This window comes from Pseudomonas sp. GD03862, assembly GCF_029840855.1.
Classification (GTDB): Bacteria; Pseudomonadota; Gammaproteobacteria; order Pseudomonadales; family Pseudomonadaceae; genus Aquipseudomonas; species Aquipseudomonas alloputida.
Genome location: NZ_JAOCDI010000050.1, coordinates 1 through 25,980 on the forward strand (window position 1 = coordinate 1; position 25,980 = coordinate 25,980).

Consider the following 25,980-nt stretch of genomic DNA (forward strand, 5'->3'; position numbering starts at 1 on the left):
GCGCTTGGCCGGTTTTTTATTGGGGGCGCTTTGCCCCCCTTTTTCTCAGATCAGAACGAGGCGTTGGCCAAACCGTCCAGGTAGCGCTCGACATCCAGCGCTGCCATGCAACCCGCACCGGCCGAAGTGATGGCCTGGCGGTAAACGTGGTCAGCCACGTCGCCAGCGGCAAACACACCCTCGACGTTGGTAGCGGTGGCGTTGCCTTCGCGGCCGCCATTGACTACCAGGTAGCCGTCTTTCAGGGTCAGCTGGCCTTCGAACAGCGAAGTGTTCGGGGTGTGGCCAATGGCGATGAACACGCCGTCGACCTTGATTTCGTCGCTGCTGCCGTCGTTGTTCTTCAGGCGTGCACCGGTTACGCCCATGTTGTCACCCAGCACTTCGTCCAGGGTGGCGTTGAGCTTGAGCTCGATCTTGCCTTCGGCCACACGGGCGTTCAGCTTGTCGACCAGGATCTTCTCGGCGCGGAAGGTTTCGCGACGGTGTACCAGGGTCACTTTGCTGGCGATGTTGGCCAGGTACAGTGCCTCTTCCACGGCAGTGTTACCACCACCGACCACGGCGACCGGCTTGTTGCGGTAGAAGAAACCGTCACAGGTGGCACAGGCCGAAACACCCTTGCCCATGAAGGTTTCTTCCGACGGCAGGCCCAGGTAGCGAGCGCTGGCGCCAGTGGCGATGATCAGCGCATCACAGGTGTACTTGCCGCTGTCACCCTGCAGGGTGAATGGCTTGTTGGCCAGGTCGACAGCGTTGATGTGGTCGAAGACGATTTCGGTTTCAAAACGCTCGGCGTGCTCTTGCATACGCTGCATCAGAGCCGGGCCGGTCAGGCCGTGGGGGTCGCCCGGCCAGTTGTCGACTTCGGTGGTGGTGGTCAGCTGGCCACCAGCCTGCATGCCGGTGATCAGCAGCGGCTTGAGGTTGGCACGGGCGGCATACACCGCAGCGCTGTAACCGGCAGGGCCGGAACCGAGAATGATGACGCGCGAATGACGTACTTCAGACATGTCGAACTCCTGTCGAGCGGGCCGCAGGGCCGGCATCGGTGTACCGGCTGCGCCAGCCAAGAAATTAAAAAGGACCCACGCAGCACTTGGGGAAGGCTAAAACGCGCAGGCCCGCAAAGCGAAAAGTTGAGCGCACTGTAGCGAGGTCGCAAAGATTAAGGAAATATCCTTAGACAATCCACCTCATAGGCATCGCCTATGCTGCGATTTCATCGATAAACACGCGCCGAACGCTTTTGTTACATCCCGTTTCCCGTCCACTGCGTGCCTTTCGTCGGCGCGGCAAACTCGGTAAGGTCAGCGCGTTTTCCTTCTCTGCGGAGTATCTAGATGCAAGCCCCTGTCCTCTCTGGCCCCCAATACTTGCGCGAAGGCCTGAAACTGGTGCTGAGCCCCAACCTACGGTTGTTCGTGCTGCTGCCACTGGCGGTCAACCTGTTGCTGTTCGGTGGCCTGATCTACTTCGCCGGCCACCAGTTCGGCATGTGGCTCGATGCTCTGATGCCCACGCTGCCTGACTGGCTGAGCTTCCTCAGCTACATCCTCTGGCCGCTGTTCGTTGCCTTGCTGGTGCTGATGGTGTTCTTCACCTTCACCTTGGTGGCCAATATCATTGCCGCGCCGTTCAACGGTTTTCTGGCGGAAAAGGTCGAGGTGGTAGTGCGTGGCGAAGACACCTTCCCAGCCTTCAGCTGGGGCGAGCTGGCAGCCATGGTACCGCGTACCTTCAGCCGCGAAATGCGCAAGCTGGGCTACTTCCTGCCACGCGCCATCGGCCTGTTCGTCCTGTCGCTGATCCCGGTGGTCAACGTGGTGGCTGCGCCGCTGTGGCTGATCTTCGGCGTGTGGATGATGGCCATCCAGTACATCGACTACCCGGCGGACAACAACAAGATGACCTGGCAGGACATGCTCGCCTGGCTGCGCCAGAAGCGCTGGCAGAGCCTGGGCTTTGGCGGCATCACCTACCTGGCGCTGATGATTCCAGGCGTGAACGTGCTGATGATGCCGGCGGCGGTGGCCGGGGCTACGTTGTTCTGGGTGCGGGAGCGGAGCTGAAGGAGCGAGGGGCTGCAGGGCAGCCCCTTTTTGCGGATTGCTTTTTAGAAGTCGGAGAAACTGTAGGGTTCGAGGGTGGCAATCTGAGAAAGCAGTATTAGATGTTCCACTGCCTTAACCTTCTCGAGGTTAGCAAGGTCGCTTGACCCGCCGAATGCCAAGGCTGGAACGAACCCATACATTTCATCATGCTTTAGCATGCCCAATTTCTTCTTTGCGGGCTCGAACATACCATCAAAGTCAACAGACGCCTTCTCTTTGCCAAGGAAGAAACCTTGCACTTCCCTGTCCATATCCGCCGCCGTCAACTCATATTCACTGCCCCTGTATCGTGAAATATGAGCCAAAATCTTTACTGAGAAACCCGTTTGCTCTCCAAAGAGATACAGGTCACCAAATGCGCCGCGAGCGATCAGGTGGTATCTATCCCGCTTCTCCAATATTGTGCCTTCGATAAGCGAGGCAGTTACCCCTTCATATTCCTGGGGATTGACAGTCCAAAATATCCCGTCACCATACCCGCACCAACCGTGCTCACTCCAATACGCTAACAATTTGTTCGGCAAGATCTTTCTGTATCGATCCAGACTTGAGGGAGGAACCTCCTGTCGAAAAAACGGCTCACCAACTTGCTCTACAAACAGGGAAAAAACCTCATCCACGGCGAAAACCTCAAGCGACTAGCATTCATGGATTGTGCAAAGCTGCTAGAGATGACAGGGTTTCCTTTGCCTGCTTCACCGAGAGCTTTCTAGCTTCAATGGCATTCATAGTTATCACAAGATCTCTCTGAATTCTCTCCTGCAACTTAGAAGTTCAGCTGTTCAGTTGTTACCGTGGGTAAGGCTGGAGATTTTTATCGTTCTTTAGATCGAGCGCCGCGCAGGCGAAACTCGACCCCATGGCCATTACAAATTATCAAAGACTCAACCGACTGGAAAACTGTTCCACTACATCCATCACCCGGGCGATTTCCTCGGTGGCGGTGCTGGTTGACTGCGGCATTAATCTGGCTGCTCGGAAAAGGAGTAAGGTTGAAGATCTGTCAATTGCGCCAGAAAGATCAAGTGTTCAACAGCGCTGACTTTTTTAAGATGTTGCAGGGAGTCAGCCCCGCCCAGCATGAGCGCGGGGAAAAAGCCGTACATCTCGTCATGTTTAAGTCTACCCAGTTTTTCCTTGGCGGGATTGAAGAGACCATTGAAATCCATTGACTCCACTTCTCTTGACAAAATAAAGCCTTGAAGCTCAGTATTTAGTTGTTCCTTTGTGAATTCAGTTCGATAAAATATGTACTGAGACCCAACGCTTGTTATTTCCAATGAAAATCCAGTTTTTTCTCCCCAAAGGTACAAGTCTCCGAAGGCACTTCTTGCAACCAAATGATAGCTGTCGTGCGAAGCAAGTGCCGTGCCTGCAATCCAGCAGGAAACTACGGCATCATATTCTTGCGGATTGACTAGCCAGAATATGCCCTCACCGTAGCCCCCCCACCCATGCTCGGACCAATATTCCAAAAGCTTGGGAGGAAGCTTGTCTCTGTATCTTTCGATTGTGGAGCCAGGTACTTCCCGGCGGTCAATCGGCGGACCGAAATTCTCAATCAAATTGGCAAATACTTTATCCATTTCAACCTTCTCACCTTAGCACTTATGTAATTTGACATTCATGCGGATTGAGCCTCTGGACTCTAGGGATACCCTTTCGGCCGCTTTCTTTAAGTTGGGTATCCTGGTTTTCCATTGGGCGCCTATCACTGAGTTTACCTGGCGGTCCCCAAAGTCCGATATGACGTCTCTACCTCCGGCGACGAGATCCGGATTGTGCAGTGCTGCTGTAATTGACATCCGGTTTCTGGCTTTTTCTATTGCAACCCGTTGCGCTTCAAATGGGCCCATGGTTTTCCTGAGCTCTTTTTCAATTTTTTCCTTGATAAATTCTTGCTCCTTTTTTCTCGCTCTCTGGGCGAGCCCTTTATTGCGCTGATTTGGGTTTTCAACTTTTTCCAAAAATTCTTCAACGGTCATCCAGTTGAGCCCGTCTTCCTGGCCATTCAACTGTCGTTTGAATTCGCCTATTTTGTATTCCGGTACTTTATCAGCTTTGAAACATTCAACGTTATGCAATGCCATCGTGCCCGGATGGGGCTTCGTTGGCGCTTTCCTGGGCTGATTCGGGCTAACGGGCTGCGGATCACCCATCGCCCCCTTGCGCCGCTCCGGCACCTGCAGATCCGGCCGTTTCTTCAACCCCTCTTCATGCTTGAGCATCCATTGCCCCAGCCGCGCGCCATTGCGGCTGGCCGCCATCTCCTGGGCCAGCACTCGGGCATCGCCGCGCCCGCGGGTGAGGTACGACACGATTGCCCCCAACAACAGCACCACGACTTCCACATGGCCTTGGGCAATCTGATGCGTGGCCCGAGATATCGCATAGGGGTCGTCCCGGCAGAACGGGCCGGTGCCTTCATTGCCGCAGGTGCCTTCCCAGGCGAAGCGGATGCCATCGACGTAGTACTCACCGATCCGCGGCAAGCCCTCGATGAAGAACTCGGCAATGGAAGCCAGCCCCAGCGCGCCAAGGATCCAGCCGCTGACCTTGAGGCCCATGACCGCGCCTGCGCCAGCGAACGGTATGGTTCCGGCGCCGCCGGCGAATGCGCCTACCCCCGCGCCAAGCAGGCCGCCGGTAACGGTGCTGCCGATGACGATCATCGCCATCTGCTGCACGACCCTCAGCAGTTCGTCGACGATGCTGTTGATGCCGAGGTCGGCGAAGCGCTGGCGTAGCATGTGCGCCGCCTGCCATTCGGCGTGGTAGAAGGCTGTGCGGACTGCTTCAATCCGGCGCAGGTTGAGGCCCAGCGAGGCGACTTCTTCATTGAGGCTGGTGCGGAACTGGCCACCGCTTTGGTAGCCCACCATGGCGATGACACGTGACTCGATCTCGTGCCAGGAGGGCACGAGGTAATCCAGGTACATGAGGTGTCTCCCTGACAACGTGTGCAGGGGGAAATCCCATCATGGATTCGGATCGGAGGTTTCTGAGTCAGTTGTAGGAAAATGCGACTTCGTTTCCGGCATGCTCGGCGAAGTTCAGCTGCTCAGTTGTTACCGTGGGTAAGGCTGGAAATTTTTATCGTTCTTGAGATCGAGCGCCGCGCAGGCGAAGCTCGATCCCATGGCCATTACAAACCCCAAGCCATATCAAAGACTCAACCGGCTGGAAAACTGCCCCACTACGTCCACTACCCGCTTAGCCCCGTCCTGGATCTCGACAATCACGCTGCCCGTCTCATCCGCCAGCGCCAGCCCCTGTTCGGCCTGGCGCTTGCTGGTGTCGATGATCGCCACCGCCGCCTGCGCCAGTTGTTCGTTCTGCTGTACCACCCGGGCGATTTCTTCGGTGGCGGTGCTGGTGCGAGAGGCCAGTTGGCGCACTTCGTCGGCAACGACGGCAAAGCCCCGCCCTTGCTCACCGGCACGGGCGGCTTCGATGGCCGCGTTAAGGGCCAGCAGGTTGGTCTGCCCAGCAATGTCGCTGATGGTCTTGATGATCGAACCGATCACCCGCGACTGGGTATCCAGCGCCTGGATGCCGTCGGCGGCCTCTTGCATCGAAGCCTCCAGTCCACGCATCACGGTGACCGTCTGGGTGACCACTTCGGTGGCCTTGCGAGCACTGACATCGGTACCCAGCGAGGTGTTGTAGGCGACATCTGCCGCCTCGGCCACTGCCAGCTCCTGGTTGACCTGGTCGGTGATCACGGTGGCGAACTTGACCACCTTGTACAGCACATCGTGGGCATCGAAGATCGGGTTGTACGAGGCCTCCAGCCAGATCACCCGGCCATGGGCATCGATGCGCTTGAAGCGCTCGGCAACATATTCGCCACGCCGCAGCCTGTCCCAGAACGCTTGGTAGCCAGCCGAGTTGACCTCCTGCGGTTCGCAGAACATGCGGTGGTGCTTACCGCGAATCTGCTCCAGGCGATAGCCGACGGTGGCCAGGAAACGATCGTTGGCAGTGAGAATGATGCCGTCGAGGTCGAACTCGATCACCGCAGTAGAGCGCATCAGGGCCTTGATCAGGCTTTCGTGCTCGCGTGAGGTCTCGATGGTTCGCGTGAGGTCGCTGGAATGCAGGGTGAAGTACTTGATGCGCCCCTCGCTGTTCTTCACCGGCTGCAGGATCGAGCGCAGCCAGGCTTCCTGACCATTGCCCCGCAGAAGACGGAACGCACCGTTCAGGTGTTCGCCACGGCTGATCGCACTTTTCATGCGCTGGTAGAAGTCCAGCGACTTTACGTGGGCGGGGACGATGTCCTCGATATTGCGTCCAAGCAGTTGTTCGGCACGGTAGAGCATCTCGCTCTCGAAGTTGCCGTTGACCATCTCGATCCGTCCCTGAGGGTCGAGCTGCAGCACCAGCATCTCGCTGTCGAGACTACTCTTGACCTGTTCGATGGACATCAGGTCTTCGCGCAGTTGCCGGATTTCTTGCTTGAGCTTGTTGTTGAACATCACCGCTCTCCTGGAGCGCATCACGTAGTCGAATGCATCTTCATCGGCTGCCGGCTACACCTTCTTGAGTGCTGTGCGAGGAAATATTCATGAAGGCAAAAGTGCCGGCAGTCAGGCGTCATCTTTACGTCACAAGGCGGTCACATTAGCGCAACCCGGCAGGCGGAAACTTTTTGTCATGAATACACCCGCCCTACGCATTACCCTGGTCAGCGAAACCTTCCCACCCGAGATCAATGGCGTGGCCAACACCCTTGGCCGCCTCAGTGATGGGTTGCGCCAACGCGGCCATGAGGTCGAGGTGGTGCGCCCGCGCCAGGCCGGCGAAGGGCACGTGCACAACGATCCGCAGCTAATGCTGTGCCGTGGCTGGGCGCTGCCTGGCTACCCGGGTTTGCAGTGGGGCGAGGTGTCGATGCACAAGCTGTTGCGCCACTGGCGCCGGCAGCGCCCGGATGTACTGTACATCGCCACCGAGGGGCCGCTGGGGCTCAGCGCCCTGCGCGCGGCCCGACGCCTGGGGGTGGCGGTGGTCAGTGGCTTCCACACCAACTTCCCGCAGTATTCCGGCCAGTACGGCCTGGGCCTGCTGGCGCGCCTGCTCACTCACTACTTGCGCTGGTTCCATCGGCGCACGGCAATCACCTTGGTGCCAAGTGCCAGCCAGCGCCTGGAGCTGGAGCGTCGCGGTTTCGAACGCCTGGAGCTGCTGGCCCGAGGGGTCGATGCCTGCCTGTTCAATCCGGCCCGGCGCAGCCAGGCCCTGCGCGAAAGCTGGGGGCTAGGCCCGGAGGACATCGCCGTACTGCATGTCGGGCGGCTGGCGGCGGAAAAGAACCTTGGCTTGCTACGGCCTTGCTTCGAGGCGTTACGCAAGACGTATCCACAAAAGCGCCTGCGCCTGATCATGGTCGGCGACGGGCCTCAGCGCACCAAGCTCGAACAAGAGATACCGGACGCCGTGTTTTGCGGCGCCCAGCGCGGTGAACGACTGGCCGAGCACTATGCCAGCGGCGACCTGTTCCTGTTCCCGAGCCTGACCGAGACCTTCGGCAATGTGGTGCTCGAAGCCATGGCCTCAGGGTTGGCGGTAGTTGCTTATGACGAGGCGGCCGCCGCGCAGCATATTCGCCATGGCCACAGTGGCGCGCTGGCGATGCCGGGGGACCAGGCGGCGTTTGTCGATGCAGCGTGCTGGTTGCTGGAAGAAGTGGAGACCTTGCGCAGGGTGCGCCTGAATGCGCGACAGCATGCCAGCCGCCAGGGCTGGCCGGCGATTGTCGAACAGTTCGAGGGGTATCTGAACAGCGCATGCCGGCAACCTGGTGCTACGGCTGGGCGTTCTGCGCAATGTTTGCAGCGCCTGTGAGATCCAGCGCCGCCCGCGCGGCACTCGATCTCACAGGTGCCAAAACATCACGTCAGGCACTCTTCAGGCCAGGGCTTTCTCGATGGCCTGCACCACCGCTGGGTCATCCGGCGCCGTGCGCGGCGAGAAACGCGCCAGCACCCGGCCATCCTTGCCCACCAGAAACTTCTCGAAATTCCAGGTAATGTCACCGGGGAACTCGGCCCCCTCCCCTGCCAGCAGGCGGTACAACGAATGGCGCTGCGGCCCGTTGACCTCCAGCTTGCTCCCCAGCGGGAAACTGACCCCGTAGTTGAGGCTGCAGAAGTCCTGGATTTCCTTTTCGCTACCCGGTTCCTGCCCGGCAAACTGGTTGCACGGCAGGCCAAGCACATTGAAGCCCTTGTCCTTGTAGATCTGGTAGAGGTTTTCCAGGGCCTTGTATTGCGGCGTCAGGCCACATTTGGAGGCAACGTTGACCACCAGCACCACTTGGCCCTTGAAGGGTGCGAGGGGCAGCTCTCCGCCGTTCAGCGCTTCCAGTTTCAGGTCGTGAAATGCACTCATGATGAAATCCCCTCTCAGGTTCCCGGTTGCCGTGCAGGCGAATTTCGCCCACTAAAAAGGCGCTCGTCCAAACCGTTCACCTCCCGTAGGAAGGCAAATCGGCTTGCCCGAGCGCCTGGCGACTTTCTGAGCTTAGCGCAGAAAATCAGTGGTGATGGCCACCTTCACCGTGGATGTGACGGTGAGCGATTTCTTCGTCGCTGGCGTCACGCACGTTCACAACCTTGACCTGGAAGGTCAGGCGCTGACCGGCCAGTGGGTGGTTGCCATCAACGGTGACGTCGTCGCCGTCGATGTCGCGGATGGTGACGATCTGCATCTGGCCGTCCGGCGCCGAAGCGTGGAACTGCATGCCCACTTCCAGCTCGTCGACACCTTCGAACAGGCTACGGTTCAGGGTGCTGACCAGTTCGGCCAGGTACTCGCCGTAGGCCTCTTCAGGTTCAATGGAAACGTTCAGTTCGTCACCAGCCTGCTTGCCTTCCAGGGCTTTTTCCAGGCCCGGGATGATGTTGCCGGCACCGTGCAGGTAAACCAGCGGCGCGCCACCGGCGGAGCTGTCGATGGTCTCCCCGGCGTCGTTGGTCAGGGTATAGTCGATGGAGACAGCCTTGTTGGCGGCGATCAGCATGGGGCAAGACCTTTTGCAAAAGAATGTAGAGCGGACAAGTGTAACCTTGCCATCGTCCGATTGCGAACGTGGTGCAGACGAGCAACGGCCCATCAGTCGGATCAACGGCTTTCATCAGGACGAAGAAGGCCACTGGGTGGTGGAACTTTCGTGCGGCCATACCCAGCACCTGCGCCACCAGCCGCCGTGGCAGGCACGCCCCTGGGTGCTTGACCCGGCACAACGTGCGCAGCACATCGGCCAGCCTTTCGCTTGCGGCTGGTGCGCACAAGGGGCCGATAGCGCTACCCTTGACCGTTAATTTCTTGCACCGCTTATTTCGAGAAGCACGCATGCAGACATTTTTCATTGCGCCGACCGACTTTGGTGTCGGCCTGACTTCGATCAGCCTGGGCCTGGTGCGCACCTTGGAGCGTGCCGGCCTGAAGGTCGGCTTCTTCAAGCCTATCGCCCAGCCCCACCCGGGTGACACCGGCCCCGAGCGCTCCACCGAACTGGTCGCCCGCACCCACGGCATCAAGCCACCGGTCCCACTGAGCCTGGCCCACGTCGAGCGCATGCTCGGCGATGGCCAGCTGGACGAGCTGCTTGAAGAAATCATCCGCCTCTACCAGCAAGCCTGCGTCGGCAATGACGTGGTTGTGGTCGAGGGAATGGTGCCCACGCGCCACGCCAGCTACGCGGCGCGGGTCAACCTGCACCTGGCCAAGAGCCTGGATGCCGAGGTAATCCTTGTATCGGCCCCGGAAAACGAAGTGCTCAGCGAGCTGTCTGGGCGGGTCGAACTGCAGGCCCAACTGTTTGGCGGCCCACGCGACCCGAAAGTGCTCGGGGTGATCCTTAACAAGGTGCGTACCGACGAGAGCATGGCGGACTTCGCCACCCGCCTGCGCGAGCACTCGCCATTGCTGCGCGGTAATGACTTCCGCCTGCTTGGCTGCATCCCCTACCAGCCCGAGCTGAACGCCCCGCGGACCCGCGATGTGGCCGAGCTGCTCGGCGCCCAGGTGCTCAATGCGGGCGATTACGAGCAGCGGCGCATGAGCAAGATCATCATCTGTGCACGCACGGTGGCCAACACGGTCCCGCTACTGACCTCGGGCACCCTGGTGGTAACCCCGGGCGACCGCGACGACATCATCCTCGCTGTCAGCCTGGCAGCGATCAATGGCGTCCCCCTGGCCGGCTTGCTGCTGACCAGCGACAGCAAGCCTGACGTGCGTATCCTTGGCCTGTGCCGCGGTGCCCTGCAGGCCGGCCTGCCGATCCTTTCGGTCAGCACCGGCTCGTACGACACCGCCAACCAGCTCAACTCGCTGAACCGCGAAATCCCGGTGGACGACCGCGAGCGTGCCGAGTTCATCACCGACTTCGTCGCCAGCCACCTCGACGCGGCCTGGCTGCACCAACGCTGCGGCACGCCACGCGAACTGCGCCTGTCGCCGGCAGTGTTCCGCTACCAGCTGATTCAGCGTGCGCAGCAGGCCAACAAGCGCATCGTCCTGCCAGAAGGCGCCGAGCCACTGCTGGTGCAGGCTGCAGCCATCTGCCAGGCCCGCGGCATCGCCCGCTGCGTGCTGCTGGCCAAACCCGAAGACGTCGACGCCGTGGCCCGCGCCCAGGGCATCACGTTGCCGCCGGGGCTGGAGATTCTCGACCCCGAACTGATTCGCGGGCGCTACGTGGAACCCATGGTCGAGCTGCGCAAAAGCAAGAACCTCAACGCACCGATGGCCGAGCAGCAACTGGAAGACCCCGTGGTGATCGGCACCATGATGCTGGCCCTGGACGAAGTGGACGGCCTAGTCTCGGGCCTGGTGCACTCCACGGCCAACACCATCCGCCCGGCCCTGCAGCTGATCAAGACCGCACCCGGCTCGAGCCTGGTCTCGTCGGTGTTCTTCATGCTGTTCCCCGAGCAGGTGCTGGTGTACGGCGACTGCGTGATGAACCCGCACCCAAGCGCTGCCGAGCTGGCGGAGATTGCCCAACAGAGTGCCGCCTCGGCGCAGGCCTTCGGCATCGCGCCACGGGTGGCGATGATCAGTTATTCAAGCGATTCGGCCAGCGATGAAGAAGTGGAGAAAGTGCGCGAAGCGACACGCCTGGCACAGGACGCGGCGCAGGAGCTACTGATCGATGGGCCGTTGCAGTATGACGCAGCGGCCAACCCGGCGATCGCCCGAGAGCTGGCGCCGGCTAGCCCGGTGGCCGGGCGCGCCACGGTGTTCGTGTTCCCCGACCTGAATACCGGCAATACCACGCACAAGGCGGTACAGCGCAGTGCCGACGGGGTCAGCCTGGGGCCGATGCTGCAGGGTTTGCGCAAGCCGGTGAATGACTTGCCGCGAGGGGCGCAGGTTGACGATATCGTGCATACCATTGCCCTGACGGCGATTCAGGCCAGCGTGGCGCGCTAAAAGCAGAGGCTTCTTTGCAAGCCTTGTGGGAGCGGGTCTGCCCGCCCCCACAGAGCCGCAAAGCGGCCCGGAAGGTCAATCAGGGATACTGCTGAACCTGACCTTGCTGCTCATACTGCTGACCCGGAATCGGCTTCAGGTTCACTTCCACACGGCGGTTCTGCGCACGACCATTGGCGTCAGCGTTGCTGGCGATCGGCTGGTCCGGGCCCATGCCACGTACAGAGATACGCGAGGCATCCACACCCTGCGAAGTCAGGTAGGTGCTGACCGCCTGCGCACGGCGCTGGGACAGGTCCATGTTGTGCTGGCGGCTGCCCGTGCTGTCGGTGAAGCCGACCACTTCGATGGTGTTCTGGTTGAACTGCTTGAACGAGCCAGCCAGGTTGTTCAGTGGCGAGTAGAAGCTTGGGGCGATGTTGGCCGAGTCGGTGGCGAAGGTGATGTTGCCCGGCATGATCAGCTTGATCTGGTCACCCTGACGCTGCACTTCCACACCCGTGTTGGCCATCTGTGCGCGCAGCTCGGCTTCCTGCTTGTCGGCGTAGTAGCCGTAACCTGCAGCGGCAGCACCCACTGCTGCGGCACCGATCAGGGCCCCCTTGCCACGGTTGTTGTGGTCGATGGCGGCACCCGCGATGGCACCGGCCAGCGCGCCCAGACCGCCGTACTTGGCAGTCTTGCTCATCCCTGTGGAGCCCTGCGCCTGACCCTGGTTGTCGTAAGGGTTCTGGCCGGCGCAGCCGGTCATCAGTGCAGCGGCGGTTGCGACGATAATCAGACGACGCATGGTGAACATGGACAAGCTCCTACTGAAATTCATAAATGCGGCAGATCCCAAGGGGTTCTATGCCAGCCTTGGAACGCATCGGCAACGAAAAATTCCATGAAAGTGCCTTCATGTGCCATCAGGCACGCACGAATGGGTTTTCACGCATCTCGTCGCCCAGACGGGTGTCGGGCCCGTGGCCGGTCACCACGACGGCCTCTTCGTCCAACCGGTACAGCCGCTCCTTGATGGAACGCACGATTGCCCGCTGGTCGCCACCCCATAAATCGGTGCGGCCAATACCCCGGCGGAACAGTGTGTCACCGGCAATCAACAACTTGGCGTCGGCGAACCAGAAGCTCATCGAGCCCGGGGTATGGCCTGGCGTATGCAACGCCACACCGCAGCCGCAGGCCAGTTCTTCGTCATCGCCCAGCCAGCGGTCCGGTGCCGGTACCGGCGTGTAGGGTACGCCGAACATCTGGCACTGCATCTCAAGGTTGTCCCACAGCATCTGGTCGTCCTTGTGCAGGTGCAGCGTGGCACCCGTCAGCTCCTTGAGCTTGCCTGAGGCGAGGAAGTGGTCGAAGTGCGCATGGGTGTGGATGATGCTCACCAGCGTCAGGCCGTGGACCTGCAGGCGAGCAAGGATCTTGTCCACATCACCACCCGGGTCCACGACAATGGCTTTCTTGGTCAGGGGGTCGCCGATCAGCGTGCAGTTGCACTGCAAGGGGCCGACGGGGAAGGTTTCGCGGATGAGAGCTGACGATGGGATATACATTGTGAATACGGGAACCGGTTAATCGAATAGGGTTTGCACACGCGCCAGTGCATCCAGGATGACAACTTCAGGCACCGACTCTATGCGCTTGGCAAATCGTGCTTCAAGGTCGACTGTGCGCACCTGATTGCAAAGCACCACCCCCTGAGTCTGCGTGCCCGTACCGCTGAGCGTGACAGCGAAACCCGCATGCCTCGCGAAATCCCCACCTTGAGTGATCGGGATGATTACAGCCAGGCCTGAAGCATTGAACGCAGCCGGAGTAAGTACCAGTGCAGGTCGGCCGGAGCCCTGCTGTTCCCGCCCGACTGTTGGGTCCAGGTTGACGCGAACAATATCACCCCTGGCGAACTTCAACCCTTTCACACTTCACGTCCCACTGGACGCATGGCATTCCAGTCGGCCATGTCCTCTGGCTCCGGTGCACTCAGGTCACACTGGGCCATCAGTTCCTCAAGGGTGTACTTGGGTTTCGACCTGACGGGTTTGAGCACCATCGTCTCACCCGTTGTGTCAAGGCTCAGGGTGGAGCCGACACCGAGGCGCATCTGCTTGAGTACTGCGGCGGGCAAGCGGATCGCGGCGCTGTTGCCCCACTGTTGAATCTTGATCTGCATGAGTATCTCCCAAGGTAGATACATAGTAGAAACCCTCCCAATGATTGCAAGCGAAATGTAGAAACGTCGTATCTACACTGTCATCTGCCCTGACCGGACAAAAGCCCTGCAACCTCAAGAAGGAAATGCCCTACATCACCTTGGGAAGCCACTCTCCAACTGCAAAAAATTCAAACGTAGATTCAGCCGGACCTCAAGGTAAAAACAACCTGAACAACCCACCCCCAAGCGCCCCGCCGTTGGAGATCTCGATCCGCCCGCGCACCCCGCCGCTTTCATGCAACGCGGCGATCCGCGCCGCAAAATACAGCCCAAGGCCGGTACTGCCGCTGGTCGAGTCGATGCCCTGGATGTACTCCTCCTGGCGCTCAAGCATGTGCTTTGGATAACCCGGGCCGTCATCATTGACGCAAATGGCCAACTGGTTATCGGCCTCTTCGATGGTGATCAGCAAGGCGTGCCCGGCAAAGCGGGTGGCGTTGGTGATAACGTTGGAGATCACCGAGGCCACCAGTTCGCGGTCGAAGAAACCCAGCGGGTTGTCGGTGTCGATACGCCAGGTGGCGAGAATGTCGTTGTGCTTGAGTACTTCCTCGTGCGCCGCCAGCTGGGCTTCGATGAAATCATCCAGCTCATGGTAATCCGGGCATACCGGCAACTGGTTCACACCCAGTTTGTACAAGCCCAGCAACTGCACCAGCATGCCGTTAAGGTGACGAAATTCATGCTCCATGATCCCCTGTTCGGCACCGCCGCGCAGTTCCTCGGGCAAGCGTTCCACCCACTGGCTGTGGGACTGGATCAGCGCCGACAACGAACTTTTGAGGTCGTGCACGGTGGAGGCGATCACCGTGGAAAAATCCAGCCCCTGATTGTCTTGATTCATGCGCCGAACACTCGGATGTGCAGTTTGCGGTAACGGTCATAGCGATTGTCGCTGGCAGGGATCCCGGCCACGCTGGTCAAGGCGTCGCGGCACTCCTGCATGATCGCAGGCTGAGGGTTGTCACCACCGATGCGCAGCAGCGCCTGGGCGGTGTTGAGGGCGATGCTGATGTTCTTCGGCTGTAAACCCAATGCCTTTCGGAACAGTTGCAACGCCTCGCCAAGCTGCCCTCCCTGGTAACTGCGCACACCCTGCCGATTGAGGGTGACCGCTTCGGTAATGGCGTTGAGCACACTGGGGTCATCCGTCAGCTTGCCCACTTTCTCCATGACCTTGGGGTCATCGCCATAACTTTCCACACAGTTCTTCAGCACGCCGATGGCGGCGGCTTCCTGCCCCATCGCCTGCAATTGCGCAGCGACAGTCAGGGCCGAATCGACCGAGAAGAACTGGTTCATCTTGTCCAGACGCTGAATCGCCTGTTCTGTCAGCTTTCCGGCCGTTTCCGGGTCGCCGGCCTGCTGCAGGCTGGCAGCCTTCATCATCCGCGCACGCACCTGCAAGCCTTGGTCCTCGGGGTTTTCCTTGGCCACTTCGCTGAGCGTGGTGTTGATCTCGACCCGGGTACGGGCGTCCAGGCCGAAGCCTGCATTCTTGCTCATCAACGCCTGCACCAGGCCAAGGTTGTTTTCGGCATCCTTGTAGCGCGAACTCTGCCCCTGGTTCACCGCATGACGGAACGCCTTCGATGCGCTCTCGAAGTCTTCGTTCTCCAGCGCCAGCTTGCCCAGCGTCGACTGCCGACGCACCGACAAAGGCGACAGGCGCACGGCTTCTTCAAGCAAGTTCTGCGCGCGCCGGGTATCCCCCTGAGCCACCAGCACCTCGGCCATGCCATCGTAAAGGCCTGGCATGATCGGGAACGCCTTGAGCGCCTGCTCGTATACCCCCTGGGCCTGGGCATTCTGACCACGCTTGTGCATCAGTGCGCCCAATGCGGCATATACCCAAGGCTGCGGACGGCTGGCCAGGATGGCCTTGAGGAATTTTTCCAGTTCCTCGAAACGGTTGAGGTTGCGCAGGGCATCGGCCCGGTAGCGCAAGCACAAGGGTGCCAGGCGCGGATCCTTCTTGCACAGCTCGGCGCAGGCCGCCAGTACTTCGGCCGGACGGTTGCGGTCCAGCGCCTGCAGGATCGGCTTCAGCAACGTCTTGCGCTGGAACAGTTTCTCGACACGCTGGGCCAGGCCAACCCGGTTGAACGGTTTGGTCAGGTAGGCATCAGGCTCGTGCTCGATGGCGCTGAGAACAATCGCCTGACTGCTCTCGGCAGTGACCATGATGAACACGCACTCATGGCTGATGTGCTTGTCGATGATCAGGTCTTCAAGCACCTGCTGCCCGTTCTTCTTGCCATCACCCAGATGGAAGTCCTGCAGGATGAAGTCATAGCGCTTCTGCGCGCACATGCGCAGCGCCTGCTCGCCGCTGTCAGCGGTGTCCACGTCGCGCACGCCCAACTCGCGCAACATGGAACGGGTCGACGTACGAAAGTCGGTAAAGTCGTCGACGATCAGAAAGCTCTTTTGCCCGTACTGCAGCATCAACACGACCTGCCTTGGAATGATTGAAAAATCGCGCGAGGCGATGCCACCGATCGCTGTATCGGCAGCTGGTCGGGAAAGATGAGGGTAGAGCATTGTCGGCCAGAAAATATGGCGTCAGGCCATCACTTTAACGAGCAATGACCTACAGGGCCAGTATCACGCCAGCAACCCCAGGGATTTGGCCTTGGCCACCGCCTGGGTGCGCCGCTCCACGCCCAACTTGCTGTTGATGTGGCTGGCGTGGGTCTTCACCGTGTGCAGGGAAATGAACAGCCGTTCGCTGATCTGCTGATTGGAGCAACCTTGGGCAATCAGTTCGAGCACAGCCATTTCGCGGCCACTCAGCGCTTCGCCGTTGCCCGTACTGGCGATTGGCACTGGCGGCAGGTGCTTGAGCAGTTCCGCCTGAACCGGGCAAGCGGCACCTGCCTGCAGTTGTTCATGAAGCCATTGCGGGTGTTTTTCCAGCAGTGGCTGCATCGGCTGCATCACACCGCCATGCGCCGCTTCCAGCAAGCTTGGCAGCAACTGCGCGGCCTGCCCTTCCTTGCCTTCGTCCAACAGCAGGGAAAGCCATTGGCTCAGGGCGCTGACGGCGAGCATCATGCCGCCACTGTCCTGGCCGCGCTTTACCAGGCATGCCAGGCGTTGCACGGCATCGTCGCTACGCAACTGGATGCGATCGAGCGCTGCCTGCTGCAACGCAATGTGCAACGGCAGCAGCGGATGGAACTCCGGTGCCGCCGCCGGCTGCTCGCCGCCATAGGTCTGGCCCAGGCGCTGCAGCCAGGACTCCGCCAGGTCAGTACGCCCCTGGGCCAGCCACAGTTCGCATTTGACCAGGGTAATCATGGCCAGGTAGTAGACCGGGGGCACATCCCAGATGTGCATCAAGCGCTCGGCCTCGGCCAGTTCGGCAAAGGCCTCGGCAAAGTGACCTTCCCGGCCATCGAGCGTGGCAATCACGCAATGACCGATGAGCACACTGATGTCCCGGCACGCTCGCGCCTCGCCCAGCCCCGCGCGCAAACGCGCGCGGCCCTGCGCCGGCTGCAGACGCGAGACCAGCAGGTAACCTTCATAAAGCGTCAGCCGCGCACGCACGGCATACAGCCGCTGCGCCGAAAGCCCTTGCAGACGTTGCAGCCCTTGGCGCACTTCGTCCAGCGCACGTAGCACCTCGCCACGGGCATGCAGCACCCGCGCCCGATCGTAATGCGCCAGCGCCTCGAACAAGGGGTTACCGACCCGCTGGGCCAGCTCCAGGGCCTCGCGGTTCCAGCCTCGGGCCCGCCAGAAGTCACCATCGGCAATGGCCAGGTTGGACAGCGTCGACAAACACACCAGCCGCTGGCCATAGCGCTTGCTCGGCAGGCTCTGCAGCGCTTCGCCGCAATAGGCCAGGGTGCGCTCGCGGTCGCCACGGCCACGGGCAATGACCCCACTGAGTGCCAGCCATTGGGCCAGCATCGACTTTTGCGCAGTCGCCGAAGGCGCGGGCAGAAAGCGACTGAGGTAGCCGGCCAGTTCCTCGGCAGCATCCAGCTGGCAAGCCAGCCCCAACGCCCAGCTGTACAGCACGATCAGCCGCGGCGTGCTGACCAACAGACTGTCGGGCAGGTCCATCTTCCAGCGCAGCAACATGCCGACATTCTGCTCGGCCAGCAGTTGCTCCTCGGACAGACTTTGCACCAGGTCGGCGGCAACATCGAGGTGGCCGGCACGCAAAGCCTGCTCCACCGCCTCGTCCAGCAGGTCTTGAGCTTCAAACCAGCGGCAGGCCCGCAAATGCAGAGCGACCTGCGATTCGCTCGCCTGGCGGCTGCGCAGCAGGTCGGAGAACAAATGGTGATAGCGGAACCAGTGGCCATGCTCGTCCAGCGGCACAAGGAACACCTGATGCGCCTGCAGGAAGCTCAGGACGGCGGCGCTGTCGTGGCGGCCACGCATCGCATCGCAAAGCGGAGCGCAGAAACGCTCCTGGCAGGCAGTTTCGTCCAGGAAGGCCTGCACGTCCGCAGGTAGCCTGTCGATGACTTCTTCAAGCAGGTAGTCGCGGATCAGGCCCTCGCCACCATGCAGCGCCTGGGGCAAGGCTTGCTCGTCGGCGCTGTCGCTGGCCGCCAACTGCCAGAACCGCAACCCGGCCACCCAGCCGTCGCTGCGCTGGATCAGGTTGTCCAGTGCCTGGCCGCGCAGGCCGGTAGGCTGGCGACCGAGCACCGCCAGCGACTCATCCGCGGTGAGGCGCAGGTCCTGTTCGTTAAGCTCGACCAACTGCCGGGACAGGCGCAGGCGCGCCAGGTGCCAGTCTGGCCGCTGGCGGCTGGTCACCAGCAACACCAGGCCGGGGGGCAGGTGATTGAGGAAGAACTGCAGGCAACGGTCGAGCACCGGCCCCTGGGCCAGGTGATAGTCGTCCAGCACCAGCAGCAGCGGCGTATCAGCCTGCAGGTACAGCGCCAGCTCGTCGAGCAGGCCGTCAAGCCACTCTTCAAAGGCAAACGGCTGGTGGCGCTGGCGCATTTTCAGCAGGCCCATGGCCTGGCCGCCCAGTGCCGGGCAGTATTGCTGCAGGCCTTCAAGCAAGCGCTCAAGGAAGCGGCCAGGGTCAGCCTCCCGCTGGCTCAGGCCAAGCCACAGGCTGCGCCAGTGCTCGGGCAGTGTTTCGCAAAACTCGATGGCCAGGGAGCTTTTGCCGAAACCCGCCGGCGCATTGACCAGCAGCAGCCGCCCGCCCAAACCGGCCTCCAGCCGCTGGCACAAACGCAGGCGCGGTACATGGCCGTCCGGCAGCGGCGGCCGGAAGAAACGCCCGTCCCGCAGGCCAAGGGCCTGACTTGCGAATCCATGGGTACGGGACAGATCTGTCATGGCCGGCTCGTTCTGGTTGGAAGACAACGGCGGTATGGATGTTTGCGAGACTAGCCGTTAACGCTGCGCATTTGAAGATGATGGGCGCAATAGGCGCAGAAAAGACTGCGACAAAAAGCAACATGGCTGATGGACAGGGGCTGGGGCGGGGGTTTGGAGAGGTATTCAGGAGGTTTATTGCCTTGCCCGGCCTCTTCGCGGGTGAACCCGCTCCTACCGCGGAACCTGTAGGAACGGGTTCACCCGCGAAGAGGCCGGTTCAGGAAATAGAAACGCCCCGGCGAGCCGGGGCGTTCTGGGGATCACACGGCGTTCAGTGATTTCAGCTTAGCGAATACCCGACTGACGCAGCGCTGCGGGCTGGAAATCGGCCTTGCTGGCACTGAAGCCGAAGTCGTAGGCACGTTTCTCTTCGTTCTTCATCCCAAGGGCCAGGTAACGACCGGACTGCAGGTCGTAGATGGCTTCCAGGGTGTACCAAGGCACTTCCACGTTGTAATAAGGCTGAGCATGGGCCTCGGACACGCGCCACAGTTGGCCACGGCCGTCGTACTGGTCGATCACTGCAGCCTGCCAGGTGTCCTCGTCGATGTAGAAATCACGCTTGGCGTAGATGTGCCGCTGGCCTGGCTTGAGGGTTGCAACTACGTGCCAGACGCGGCGCAGCTCGTAACGGGCCAGGTCCTGATTGATGTGCCCGGCCTTGATGATGTCGGCATACTTGAGCTTAGGATCATCAAGTTTGAAGGCGTTCGATGCGATGTACAGCTCCTTCTTGCCTTCCAGCTTCCAGTCATAACGGTCCGGTGCACCGTTGAACATGTCCAGGTTGTCCGACGTACGCAGGCCGTCGGCGGCGGTACCCGGGCCGTCATACGACACTTGCGGTGCCTGGCGCACACGGCGTTGGCCGGCGTTGTAGATCCACGCCTTGCGCGGCTCCTTCACCTGGTCGAGGGTTTCGTGCACCAGCAGCACAGTCCCGGCCAGGCGCGCAGGCGCAGTAACTTCCTGCTTGAAGTAGAACAGGATGTTGCCTGGGTTGTTCGGGTCGTAGTCCTTCATCTTGTCGCGGAAGACGAACTGGTCGGAGAAGTACACGGGGTTGAACGAGCCATTCTGCTGCGGCGTGGCCTGGGTCACCAGGCGGCTGACACTGCCGCCGCGGTAGCGGGTGATGTGGTTCCAGATCACCTCAAGGCCGCTTTTCGGGATCGGGAACGGCACCGCCGTGCGGAAGTTGCTCAGGCCGTTGCCGCCTTCCACCAGGGTGGTTTTGGTGGCGTTTTCCTTGATGGCAGCGAACACATCGGCCGGGACGGTTGCTCCGCGATGGGTCTTGAACACCGGGATCTTGTAGGTGTTCGGATAGCGTTTGAACATGGCCAACTGGCCGGGCGAGAGTTTGTCCTTGTACTGGTCGGCATTCTGCGCCGTGATGGTGAACAGCGGTTTTTCACTGCCGTACGGGTCGGACAGGAAGCCCTTGCCGTCGACGCTGCCTGCAGTCTTCGACAGCGGCTCCCACGGGCCGATGGAGCCGTCGGCGTTGCCGGCCTTCTCGGCACCCATCGGGGTCAGGGTGCTGCCCAGCTTGGCCGCCTCGTCGGCGGATACCGCAGCCATGACGCTGGTCGCCAGCAGGGACAGGCCCAGCACACCGGCTTGCAGCAGACTTCTGGTCTTGTTCATGTCGTGTCGTCCTGGATCTGTATGCTTAGAAGTTCACGCCGAAGCTGAGGGCGACGAAGTCGCGGTCATCCACGGTGCTGTACTTGCCGTCGAAGAAGTTGGTGTACGACAGGCTCGCCGTATAGGTGTTCTGGTACTCGGCGTCCAGGCCCAGGCTGACAGCCTTGCGGCCTTCCTCGAAGTTGGCGCCAGGGCCAGGCGAATAACCGGACACGTCATGCGACCAGGCCACGCTCGGCTTCAGGTTGATACCCGCGAATACGTCGTTGTAGTCCCAGATGACACGGCCGCGGTAACCCCAGGAAGTGCTGGTGGTGTAGCCGTCGTTCTCGCATTTGCGGTTCAGGTTGGCGGTGGACGCCCCCGCACCGGCGCCAGCGATGGTGCTGCCATTGAGCGCCTGGCAGGTATCGGCGCCACCGGTGGATGGCAACGGACCTGGGCCGAACACCGGGTCGCGACCGTAGCGGGTATCGTGGGCATTCTCCAGGCCGCCGACATGGGTAACACCCACTTCACCGACTACAGTCATCCGGCTGGCACCCATCACCTGGTCGAAGAAATGGGTCAGGGTGGTCTGGAACTGGGTGATCTCCTTACGGCGATACCCATGCAGGTCTTGCCCCGGCGTACCGGTCAGCAACGATGCGTTGCTCAACGCCCCGCCAATGGGACGGACACCGGCGAACAGGATATCCGTGGTATTGAGCTGCACTGGCGCATTGGGGCGGTAGCTGACTTCGCCGCTCCAGGCGGTGCCAGTGGGTAACGTGGTGGAGAAACTCAAGCCATAAAGGCGGATGTCCTCGGGGTATTCCACAAAGTACTCGGAATTACCCGCCACGATCAGAGGCGCCAATGCGCGCAGCTGCGCAGGCAGGGCGCTCAGCCCGGCGAACACGGACGGCGGGGCCCCTGTGGCACTGAAGATGGGTGCACGGCTATGGTAATTCATGAAGTAGGCGCCGAACTCCGTGTCCAACGGCTCGAACATATAGCGCATGGCCACACCGAACTGGCCGCTGTCACGCGCATCGCGGTCGGCACCACGGCGCACCATCACACCCTCTTCGTTGATGTCCACGCCCCGCGTGGCGAGGAACTGCTGCGCAGCGCCCGGCACCGTGCGGCTGCTATTGAGCACGCGCAAGTTGTCGGTACAGCCGTCGGCAATGATGTCCGGCTGGGAGAAGAAGGTGCCGCAGTTGTCGACGACCGTCTGGTCCCATTCGAGCTGGTAGAAGGCCTCGGCCGACAGGTTGTCGGTCAGGCTCTGCGAGATGTAGAACATGTTGACCGGAATCAGGCCTTCCTTGATCTCGGCCCCGGGACGGCGGAACGCCGACACGTCGATGGGGTTGATCGAGTTGATGCCGCCGCCGATGAAGGTACTTTCGCCCCAGCTCACTACCTGCTTGCCAAAACGCACCGAGCCAGGCTGATCGCCGATGGAGTAGTTGTGGTAGACAAAGGCGTCGAGCAGCTCGGCCCCGGACGACTTGGCACCTTCCTTGCGGTTGGAGTCGCTGATGTCCTTGAACTCGCGGTTTTCGTCCTTCAGTTCGAAGTCGTACCAGTACTTGCCGCGCACGAACACACCGGTGTCGCCGTACTTGAGCTCCAGGTCATGAATGCCCTTGAAGATCTTGGAGAAGGTTTCGCCCTTCTTGAAGTTCAGGTGGCCATCGTCGGATGTCTGTGACAGGCCCTTGCCGCCGTTGTTCACCCCTATCAGGTTCTTGTTGGGGTTGGCCGTCGACCAGCTGGCGCCGATGGAGAGCGACGAGTCGAACTGGCCTTCGATTTCACCAATGTTGAAACTGACAGCGAAAGCAGGACTTGCGAGCGTGGAAGCAAGGCTGACGGCCAAGGGCAGCTTGGCCCGGCGCCAGAACAGGTTTGCAGATTTCATCGACGCTACTCCATGTACTTTTTTGTTATGGCAGTGAGTCCTTTCAAGAACGGCCCGAGCGACCGGATTGCAGGCTTGCACCTGCGGCGACACAGCTTGCGCATGTCGCCCTCCCCCATTCCTGAAAATCCCCTGGCCCCGACTATAGCCAGCAGGCACAGGCGCTTGATCCCTCTAAAGTGTGATTTGCGCTCCATGCCACCAACTCGCTGCAGTTTTGCTTCGGTTGCGGGCTGGTAGTGCTCAAGGATGGCGCATTTCTGTCGTTTGGCAAGGCGGCGGGCTCTCTAGCATGCGGGTCACGCTCTGACGTGCGCGACCCGCACAATGGTTACAACGTGGAAAGGAACGCGCTGTTGCTGGCCTGCCACTGGACGATGTCCTGGCGAATGCGTTTCTTGTCGAGCTTGCCGACACTGGTCTTGGGAATTTCAGTAACAAGGGCGATCTGGCTTGGAATCGCCCACTTGTTGATATGACCTTGCTCGACGAATGGCTTGAGGTGTTCCTTCAGCGCCTTGGCGTCGATATCGTGGCCGTCACGTGCCACCAGCAGGGCAAACGGGCGCTCACCCCACTGCGGGTCGGCCACCCCCACCACCGCCACTTCGCGCACGGCCGGGTGGCGACTGATCAGGTCTTCCAGGTCGAGCGAGGAAACCCACTCGCCACCGGTCTTGATCACATCCTTGATGCGGTCGCGGATGTCGATGTAGCCCATGCCGTCGAGGGTGGCGACGTCACCGGTGTGCAGCCAGCCGCCCTGCCACAGCTCCTCGCTCTTCTCCGGTTCCTTGAAGTAGCCCATGGTCAGCCACGGCGCACGCAGTACCAGCTCGCCCTGGGTTTCACCATCGGCGGGCAGGAAGTTGCCTTCGCCGTCGACGATGGCCGCTTCGACCAACGGCACCGGCACACCGGCCTTGATACGGTAAGTGACGCGCTCATCCTCGCTGCCGGCCTGCAGTTCATCGTTCAGGTGTGCCGCGGAGATCAGCGGGCAGGTTTCCGACATGCCATACGCGGCGGTCAGCTGGATGCCGCGCGCCAGGGCGGCCTGGTACAGCGAACGGTTGAGCGAGCTGCCGCCGATGATGATCTTCCAGCCGCCGAAGTCCTGCCCCTGGGCATTCGGGCAGTTGAGCAGCATCTGCAGGATGGTCGGCACGCAGTGGGAGAAGGTGACCTTCTCTTCACGCCAAAGCTTGACCAGCATGTCCGGCTCGTAGCGCCCCGGGTACACCTGCTTCATGCCGAGCATGGTGGCAGCGTAGGGGATGCCCCAGGCATGCACGTGGAACATCGGGGTGATGGGCATGTAAACGTCGTTGCTGCCCAGCAGGCGCACGCTGTCGATACTGCCGGTGACCGAGGCCTCGGCCAGGGTGTGCAGCACCAGCTGGCGGTGACTGAAATACACGCCCTTGGGGTTACCGGTGGTGCCAGTGGTGTAGAAGGTAGTGGCCACCGAGTTCTCGTCGAAATCCGGGAAGTCGTAGCGCGGGCTGGCAGCAGCCAGCAGCTGCTCATACTCGCCGACCAGACCGGGCAGTTCGGCAGTCTTGTCCGGGCCATCGGTCAGCAGCAGGGTCTTGTCGACAGTGGTCAGCTGCCCGGCGATGGCCTGGTACAGGCCGACGAAGTCGCTGTTGACCAGCACCACGCGGTCTTCGGCATGGTTCATGGTGTAGAGGATCTGCTCGGGCGACAGGCGCACGTTGATGGTGTGCACCACAGCGCCGATCATCGGGATGGCGAACATGCATTCCAGGTAGCGATGGCTGTCCCAGTCCATCACCGCCACGGTGTCACCGGCCTTGACCCCGGCCTCCGTCAGCACATTGGCCAGGCGGGCAATGCGCTCGTTGAGCTGTGGATACGTCAGCCGCATCTGGTCGCGGTAGACGATTTCGCGGGTCTTTTCATAGCGACTGCCGGACATCAGCAGGCGCTTGATCAGCAATGGATAGGCATAGGCGCCCTCGGCGGGCTTGATGATGCGTGTCTGCAACATGGGGATCCCTTTTCTGAAAAGCGGGCCGGACAAGTCTGGGTTTACTGTAGTTCGCCAATGTGACGGCCAAATCAGCCGAAGGAATGATTTGCGCGGCAGAGGTATGAGTGGCGGGCGTTGACGGGCAGCAAGGTTGAGCTAGACACTGCGGCGGCGGCTTCAGGTTTGCACCGAAGCCGAGGGCCTCTTCGCCGGCAAGCCCGCTCCTGCAAGGGTTGTGGTGACCTTGTGGGCGCGGGCATGCCCGCAAATGGCCACAACGCCCTTATCCCTCCCTGCCACCGGAGATCTTCATGCCCAGCCCGCGTCGCGCCGTGTTTCTCGATCACCAGTCCCTGGACCTTGGCGACCTCGACCTTTCGCCCCTGAAGCAGCAGTTCGACCAGTTCGAACTGTTCGCCGCCACCCGCCCGGAACAAGTCGCGGAACGCTTGCAGGGCGCCGTGGCAGTGGTCAGCAACAAGGTCATGCTCGACGCCGCAACCCTGGCCGCCAACCCGCAACTGAAGCTGATCCTGGTGGCCGCCACCGGCACCAACAATGTCGACCTGGCTGCCGCCCGCGCCCAGGGCATCACCGTGTGCAACTGCCAGGGCTACGGCACGCCGTCTGTCGCCCAGCATACCCTGGCCCTGCTGTTGGCCCTGGCCACTCGGCTGTGCGACTACAACCAGGCGGTGGCCGATGGCCAGTGGGCCAAGGCCAGCCAGTTCTGCCTGCTGGACTTTCCTATCGTCGAACTGGAGGGCAAAACCCTCGGCCTGCTCGGCCACGGCGAACTGGGCGGCGCAGTGGCGAGGCTGGCCGAAGCCTTCGGTATGCGTGTACTGAGCGGGCAGATCCCTGGCCGTCCGGAGCGCGCCGACCGGCTGCCGCTGGACGAGTTGCTGCCGCAAGTCGATGCCCTGACCCTGCACTGCCCGCTGAACGAGCACACCCGGCATATGCTCGGTGCCCGCGAACTGGCCCTGCTCAAGCCCAACGCACTGGTGGTCAACACCGCCCGTGGCGGCCTGATCGACGAACAGGCGTTGGCCGATGCCCTGCGCGGTGGTCACCTGGGCGGCGCGGCGACCGACGTGCTGAGCGTGGAGCCGCCGGTCAACGGCAACCCGCTGCTGGAGCCCGGCATCCCGCGCCTGATCATCACCCCGCACAGCGCCTGGGGTGCCGTGGAATCGCGCCAGCGCATCGTCGGCCAGCTCAGCGAGAACGCCCAGGCCTTCTTCGCCGGGCAGCCACGCCGCGTGGTCAGCTGAGCCAG

At 61.2% G+C, this 25,980-nt stretch carries 22 protein-coding genes; 5 read left to right on the forward strand and 17 right to left on the reverse strand.

What is annotated here, in order from left to right; genetic code table 11:
- Positions 1–50: 50 nt before the first annotated feature.
- Complete coding sequence (gene trxB, locus N5D53_RS23850; RefSeq protein ID WP_003247318.1) at positions 51–1,013, reverse strand: thioredoxin-disulfide reductase; 963 nt, start codon at positions 1,011–1,013, stop codon at positions 51–53.
- Between the two features lie 330 nt (positions 1,014–1,343).
- Between trxB and cysZ the strand changes: the two genes are divergently transcribed.
- Complete coding sequence (gene cysZ / locus N5D53_RS23855; RefSeq protein ID WP_021781720.1) at positions 1,344–2,072, forward strand: sulfate transporter CysZ; 729 nt, start codon at positions 1,344–1,346, stop codon at positions 2,070–2,072.
- Positions 2,073–2,116: 44 nt separating this feature from the next.
- Here the strand turns inward: cysZ and N5D53_RS23860 are convergent, their stop codons facing one another.
- From N5D53_RS23860 to N5D53_RS23875, 4 genes are all read right to left on the reverse strand, one after another.
- Complete coding sequence (locus N5D53_RS23860; protein WP_104960790.1) at positions 2,117–2,734, reverse strand: GAD-like domain-containing protein; 618 nt, start codon at positions 2,732–2,734, stop codon at positions 2,117–2,119.
- Positions 2,735–3,076: 342 nt separating this feature from the next.
- The gene (locus N5D53_RS23865; RefSeq protein ID WP_104960789.1) at positions 3,077–3,700 is read right to left on the reverse strand and encodes a GAD-like domain-containing protein; all 624 of its coding nucleotides are present in this window, start codon (positions 3,698–3,700) and stop codon (positions 3,077–3,079) included.
- A gap of 15 nt (positions 3,701–3,715) precedes the next feature.
- Positions 3,716–5,053 (reverse strand): DUF6861 domain-containing protein, encoded by a 1,338-nt coding sequence (locus N5D53_RS23870; RefSeq protein WP_104960788.1) that lies wholly within the window; start codon positions 5,051–5,053, stop codon positions 3,716–3,718.
- Positions 5,054–5,278: 225 nt separating this feature from the next.
- The gene (locus N5D53_RS23875; RefSeq protein ID WP_104886686.1) at positions 5,279–6,595 is read right to left on the reverse strand and encodes a PAS domain-containing methyl-accepting chemotaxis protein; all 1,317 of its coding nucleotides are present in this window, start codon (positions 6,593–6,595) and stop codon (positions 5,279–5,281) included.
- 178 nt (positions 6,596–6,773) lie between these two features.
- Between N5D53_RS23875 and N5D53_RS23880 the strand changes: the two genes are divergently transcribed.
- Positions 6,774–7,964, forward strand: a complete 1,191-nt coding sequence (locus N5D53_RS23880; RefSeq protein ID WP_104960787.1) for a glycosyltransferase family 1 protein — start codon at positions 6,774–6,776, stop codon at positions 7,962–7,964.
- A gap of 63 nt (positions 7,965–8,027) precedes the next feature.
- Here the strand turns inward: N5D53_RS23880 and N5D53_RS23885 are convergent, their stop codons facing one another.
- Together N5D53_RS23885 and N5D53_RS23890 are read right to left on the reverse strand one after the other, a co-directional pair.
- Positions 8,028–8,510, reverse strand: a complete 483-nt coding sequence (locus N5D53_RS23885; RefSeq protein ID WP_004575870.1) for a glutathione peroxidase — start codon at positions 8,508–8,510, stop codon at positions 8,028–8,030.
- A 145-nt stretch (positions 8,511–8,655) separates the two neighbouring features.
- A complete protein-coding gene (locus N5D53_RS23890) occupies positions 8,656–9,141 on the reverse strand; it encodes a peptidylprolyl isomerase (protein ID WP_003247325.1) in 486 nt (161 codons plus the stop codon).
- Between N5D53_RS23890 and N5D53_RS23895 the strand changes: the two genes are divergently transcribed.
- Complete coding sequence (locus tag N5D53_RS23895; RefSeq protein ID WP_014755346.1) at positions 9,140–9,442, forward strand: DUF3565 domain-containing protein; 303 nt, start codon at positions 9,140–9,142, stop codon at positions 9,440–9,442. The two genes, N5D53_RS23890 and N5D53_RS23895, sit on opposite strands and share 2 nt — an antisense overlap.
- A gap of 31 nt (positions 9,443–9,473) precedes the next feature.
- Positions 9,474–11,561 (forward strand): phosphate acetyltransferase, encoded by a 2,088-nt coding sequence (gene pta / locus N5D53_RS23900; RefSeq protein ID WP_010952014.1) that lies wholly within the window; start codon positions 9,474–9,476, stop codon positions 11,559–11,561.
- A 79-nt stretch (positions 11,562–11,640) separates the two neighbouring features.
- Here the strand turns inward: pta and N5D53_RS23905 are convergent, their stop codons facing one another.
- From N5D53_RS23905 to N5D53_RS23950, 10 genes are all read right to left on the reverse strand, one after another.
- The gene (locus tag N5D53_RS23905; protein WP_003247328.1) at positions 11,641–12,360 is read right to left on the reverse strand and encodes an OmpA family protein; all 720 of its coding nucleotides are present in this window, start codon (positions 12,358–12,360) and stop codon (positions 11,641–11,643) included.
- 109 nt (positions 12,361–12,469) lie between these two features.
- Positions 12,470–13,114, reverse strand: a complete 645-nt coding sequence (locus tag N5D53_RS23910; RefSeq protein WP_104960786.1) for an MBL fold metallo-hydrolase — start codon at positions 13,112–13,114, stop codon at positions 12,470–12,472.
- An 18-nt stretch (positions 13,115–13,132) separates the two neighbouring features.
- Complete coding sequence (locus tag N5D53_RS23915) at positions 13,133–13,480, reverse strand: type II toxin-antitoxin system ChpB family toxin (RefSeq protein ID WP_121161034.1); 348 nt, start codon at positions 13,478–13,480, stop codon at positions 13,133–13,135.
- Positions 13,477–13,755, reverse strand: coding sequence for an AbrB/MazE/SpoVT family DNA-binding domain-containing protein (locus tag N5D53_RS23920; protein WP_019436943.1), 279 nt, complete (start codon positions 13,753–13,755; stop codon positions 13,477–13,479). Before N5D53_RS23920 ends, N5D53_RS23915 begins: the two co-directional genes overlap by 4 nt.
- Before the next feature lie 169 nt (positions 13,756–13,924).
- Positions 13,925–14,617 (reverse strand): HAMP domain-containing sensor histidine kinase, encoded by a 693-nt coding sequence (locus N5D53_RS23925; protein WP_003247329.1) that lies wholly within the window; start codon positions 14,615–14,617, stop codon positions 13,925–13,927.
- Positions 14,614–16,221, reverse strand: coding sequence for a tetratricopeptide repeat-containing response regulator (locus N5D53_RS23930; RefSeq protein WP_003247330.1), 1,608 nt, complete (start codon positions 16,219–16,221; stop codon positions 14,614–14,616). The genes N5D53_RS23925 and N5D53_RS23930 overlap by 4 nt, the downstream gene beginning before the upstream one ends.
- Positions 16,222–16,380: 159 nt before the next feature.
- Complete coding sequence (locus tag N5D53_RS23935; protein ID WP_190869688.1) at positions 16,381–19,098, reverse strand: LuxR C-terminal-related transcriptional regulator; 2,718 nt, start codon at positions 19,096–19,098, stop codon at positions 16,381–16,383.
- A gap of 327 nt (positions 19,099–19,425) precedes the next feature.
- The gene (locus tag N5D53_RS23940) at positions 19,426–20,790 is read right to left on the reverse strand and encodes a DUF1329 domain-containing protein (protein ID WP_010952007.1); all 1,365 of its coding nucleotides are present in this window, start codon (positions 20,788–20,790) and stop codon (positions 19,426–19,428) included.
- Positions 20,791–20,815: 25 nt separating this feature from the next.
- On the reverse strand, positions 20,816–22,702 hold the full coding sequence (locus tag N5D53_RS23945; protein WP_064490772.1) for a DUF1302 domain-containing protein: 1,887 nt from the start codon (positions 22,700–22,702) through the stop codon (positions 20,816–20,818).
- A gap of 331 nt (positions 22,703–23,033) precedes the next feature.
- The gene (locus N5D53_RS23950; protein ID WP_010952004.1) at positions 23,034–24,716 is read right to left on the reverse strand and encodes a fatty acid--CoA ligase; all 1,683 of its coding nucleotides are present in this window, start codon (positions 24,714–24,716) and stop codon (positions 23,034–23,036) included.
- A 293-nt stretch (positions 24,717–25,009) separates the two neighbouring features.
- Here N5D53_RS23950 and N5D53_RS23955 point away from each other — a divergent pair, with 293 nt between their 5' ends.
- Positions 25,010–25,975: a 2-hydroxyacid dehydrogenase gene (locus tag N5D53_RS23955; RefSeq protein ID WP_010952003.1), complete on the forward strand. Its 966-nt coding sequence runs from the start codon at positions 25,010–25,012 to the stop codon at positions 25,973–25,975.
- The last annotated feature ends 5 nt before the right edge of the window (positions 25,976–25,980 follow it).

Bases quoted from the DNA above. Each gene is read 5' to 3' on its own strand.
- N5D53_RS23880 (WP_104960787.1), top strand. From the start codon at position 6,774: ATGAATACACCCGCCCTACGCATTACCCTGGTCAGCGAAACCTTCCCA.
- N5D53_RS23930 (WP_003247330.1), bottom strand. From the start codon at position 16,221: ATGCTGCAGTACGGGCAAAAGAGCTTTCTGATCGTCGACGACTTTACC.
- N5D53_RS23890 (WP_003247325.1), bottom strand. From the start codon at position 9,141: ATGCTGATCGCCGCCAACAAGGCTGTCTCCATCGACTATACCCTGACC.
- N5D53_RS23945 (WP_064490772.1), bottom strand. From the start codon at position 22,702: ATGAAATCTGCAAACCTGTTCTGGCGCCGGGCCAAGCTGCCCTTGGCC.
- N5D53_RS23935 (WP_190869688.1), bottom strand. From the start codon at position 19,098: ATGACAGATCTGTCCCGTACCCATGGATTCGCAAGTCAGGCCCTTGGC.
- N5D53_RS23950 (WP_010952004.1), bottom strand. From the start codon at position 24,716: ATGTTGCAGACACGCATCATCAAGCCCGCCGAGGGCGCCTATGCCTAT.
- N5D53_RS23885 (WP_004575870.1), bottom strand. From the start codon at position 8,510: ATGAGTGCATTTCACGACCTGAAACTGGAAGCGCTGAACGGCGGAGAG.
- cysZ (WP_021781720.1), top strand. From the start codon at position 1,344: ATGCAAGCCCCTGTCCTCTCTGGCCCCCAATACTTGCGCGAAGGCCTG.
- N5D53_RS23875 (WP_104886686.1), bottom strand. From the start codon at position 6,595: ATGTTCAACAACAAGCTCAAGCAAGAAATCCGGCAACTGCGCGAAGAC.
- N5D53_RS23940 (WP_010952007.1), bottom strand. From the start codon at position 20,790: ATGAACAAGACCAGAAGTCTGCTGCAAGCCGGTGTGCTGGGCCTGTCC.
- trxB (WP_003247318.1), bottom strand. From the start codon at position 1,013: ATGTCTGAAGTACGTCATTCGCGCGTCATCATTCTCGGTTCCGGCCCT.
- N5D53_RS23925 (WP_003247329.1), bottom strand. From the start codon at position 14,617: ATGAATCAAGACAATCAGGGGCTGGATTTTTCCACGGTGATCGCCTCC.
- N5D53_RS23910 (WP_104960786.1), bottom strand. From the start codon at position 13,114: ATGTATATCCCATCGTCAGCTCTCATCCGCGAAACCTTCCCCGTCGGC.
- N5D53_RS23905 (WP_003247328.1), bottom strand. From the start codon at position 12,360: ATGTTCACCATGCGTCGTCTGATTATCGTCGCAACCGCCGCTGCACTG.
- pta (WP_010952014.1), top strand. From the start codon at position 9,474: ATGCAGACATTTTTCATTGCGCCGACCGACTTTGGTGTCGGCCTGACT.
- N5D53_RS23920 (WP_019436943.1), bottom strand. From the start codon at position 13,755: ATGTATCTACCTTGGGAGATACTCATGCAGATCAAGATTCAACAGTGG.
- N5D53_RS23870 (WP_104960788.1), bottom strand. From the start codon at position 5,053: ATGTACCTGGATTACCTCGTGCCCTCCTGGCACGAGATCGAGTCACGT.
- N5D53_RS23895 (WP_014755346.1), top strand. From the start codon at position 9,140: ATGGGGCAAGACCTTTTGCAAAAGAATGTAGAGCGGACAAGTGTAACC.
- N5D53_RS23955 (WP_010952003.1), top strand. From the start codon at position 25,010: ATGCCCAGCCCGCGTCGCGCCGTGTTTCTCGATCACCAGTCCCTGGAC.
- N5D53_RS23865 (WP_104960789.1), bottom strand. From the start codon at position 3,700: ATGGATAAAGTATTTGCCAATTTGATTGAGAATTTCGGTCCGCCGATT.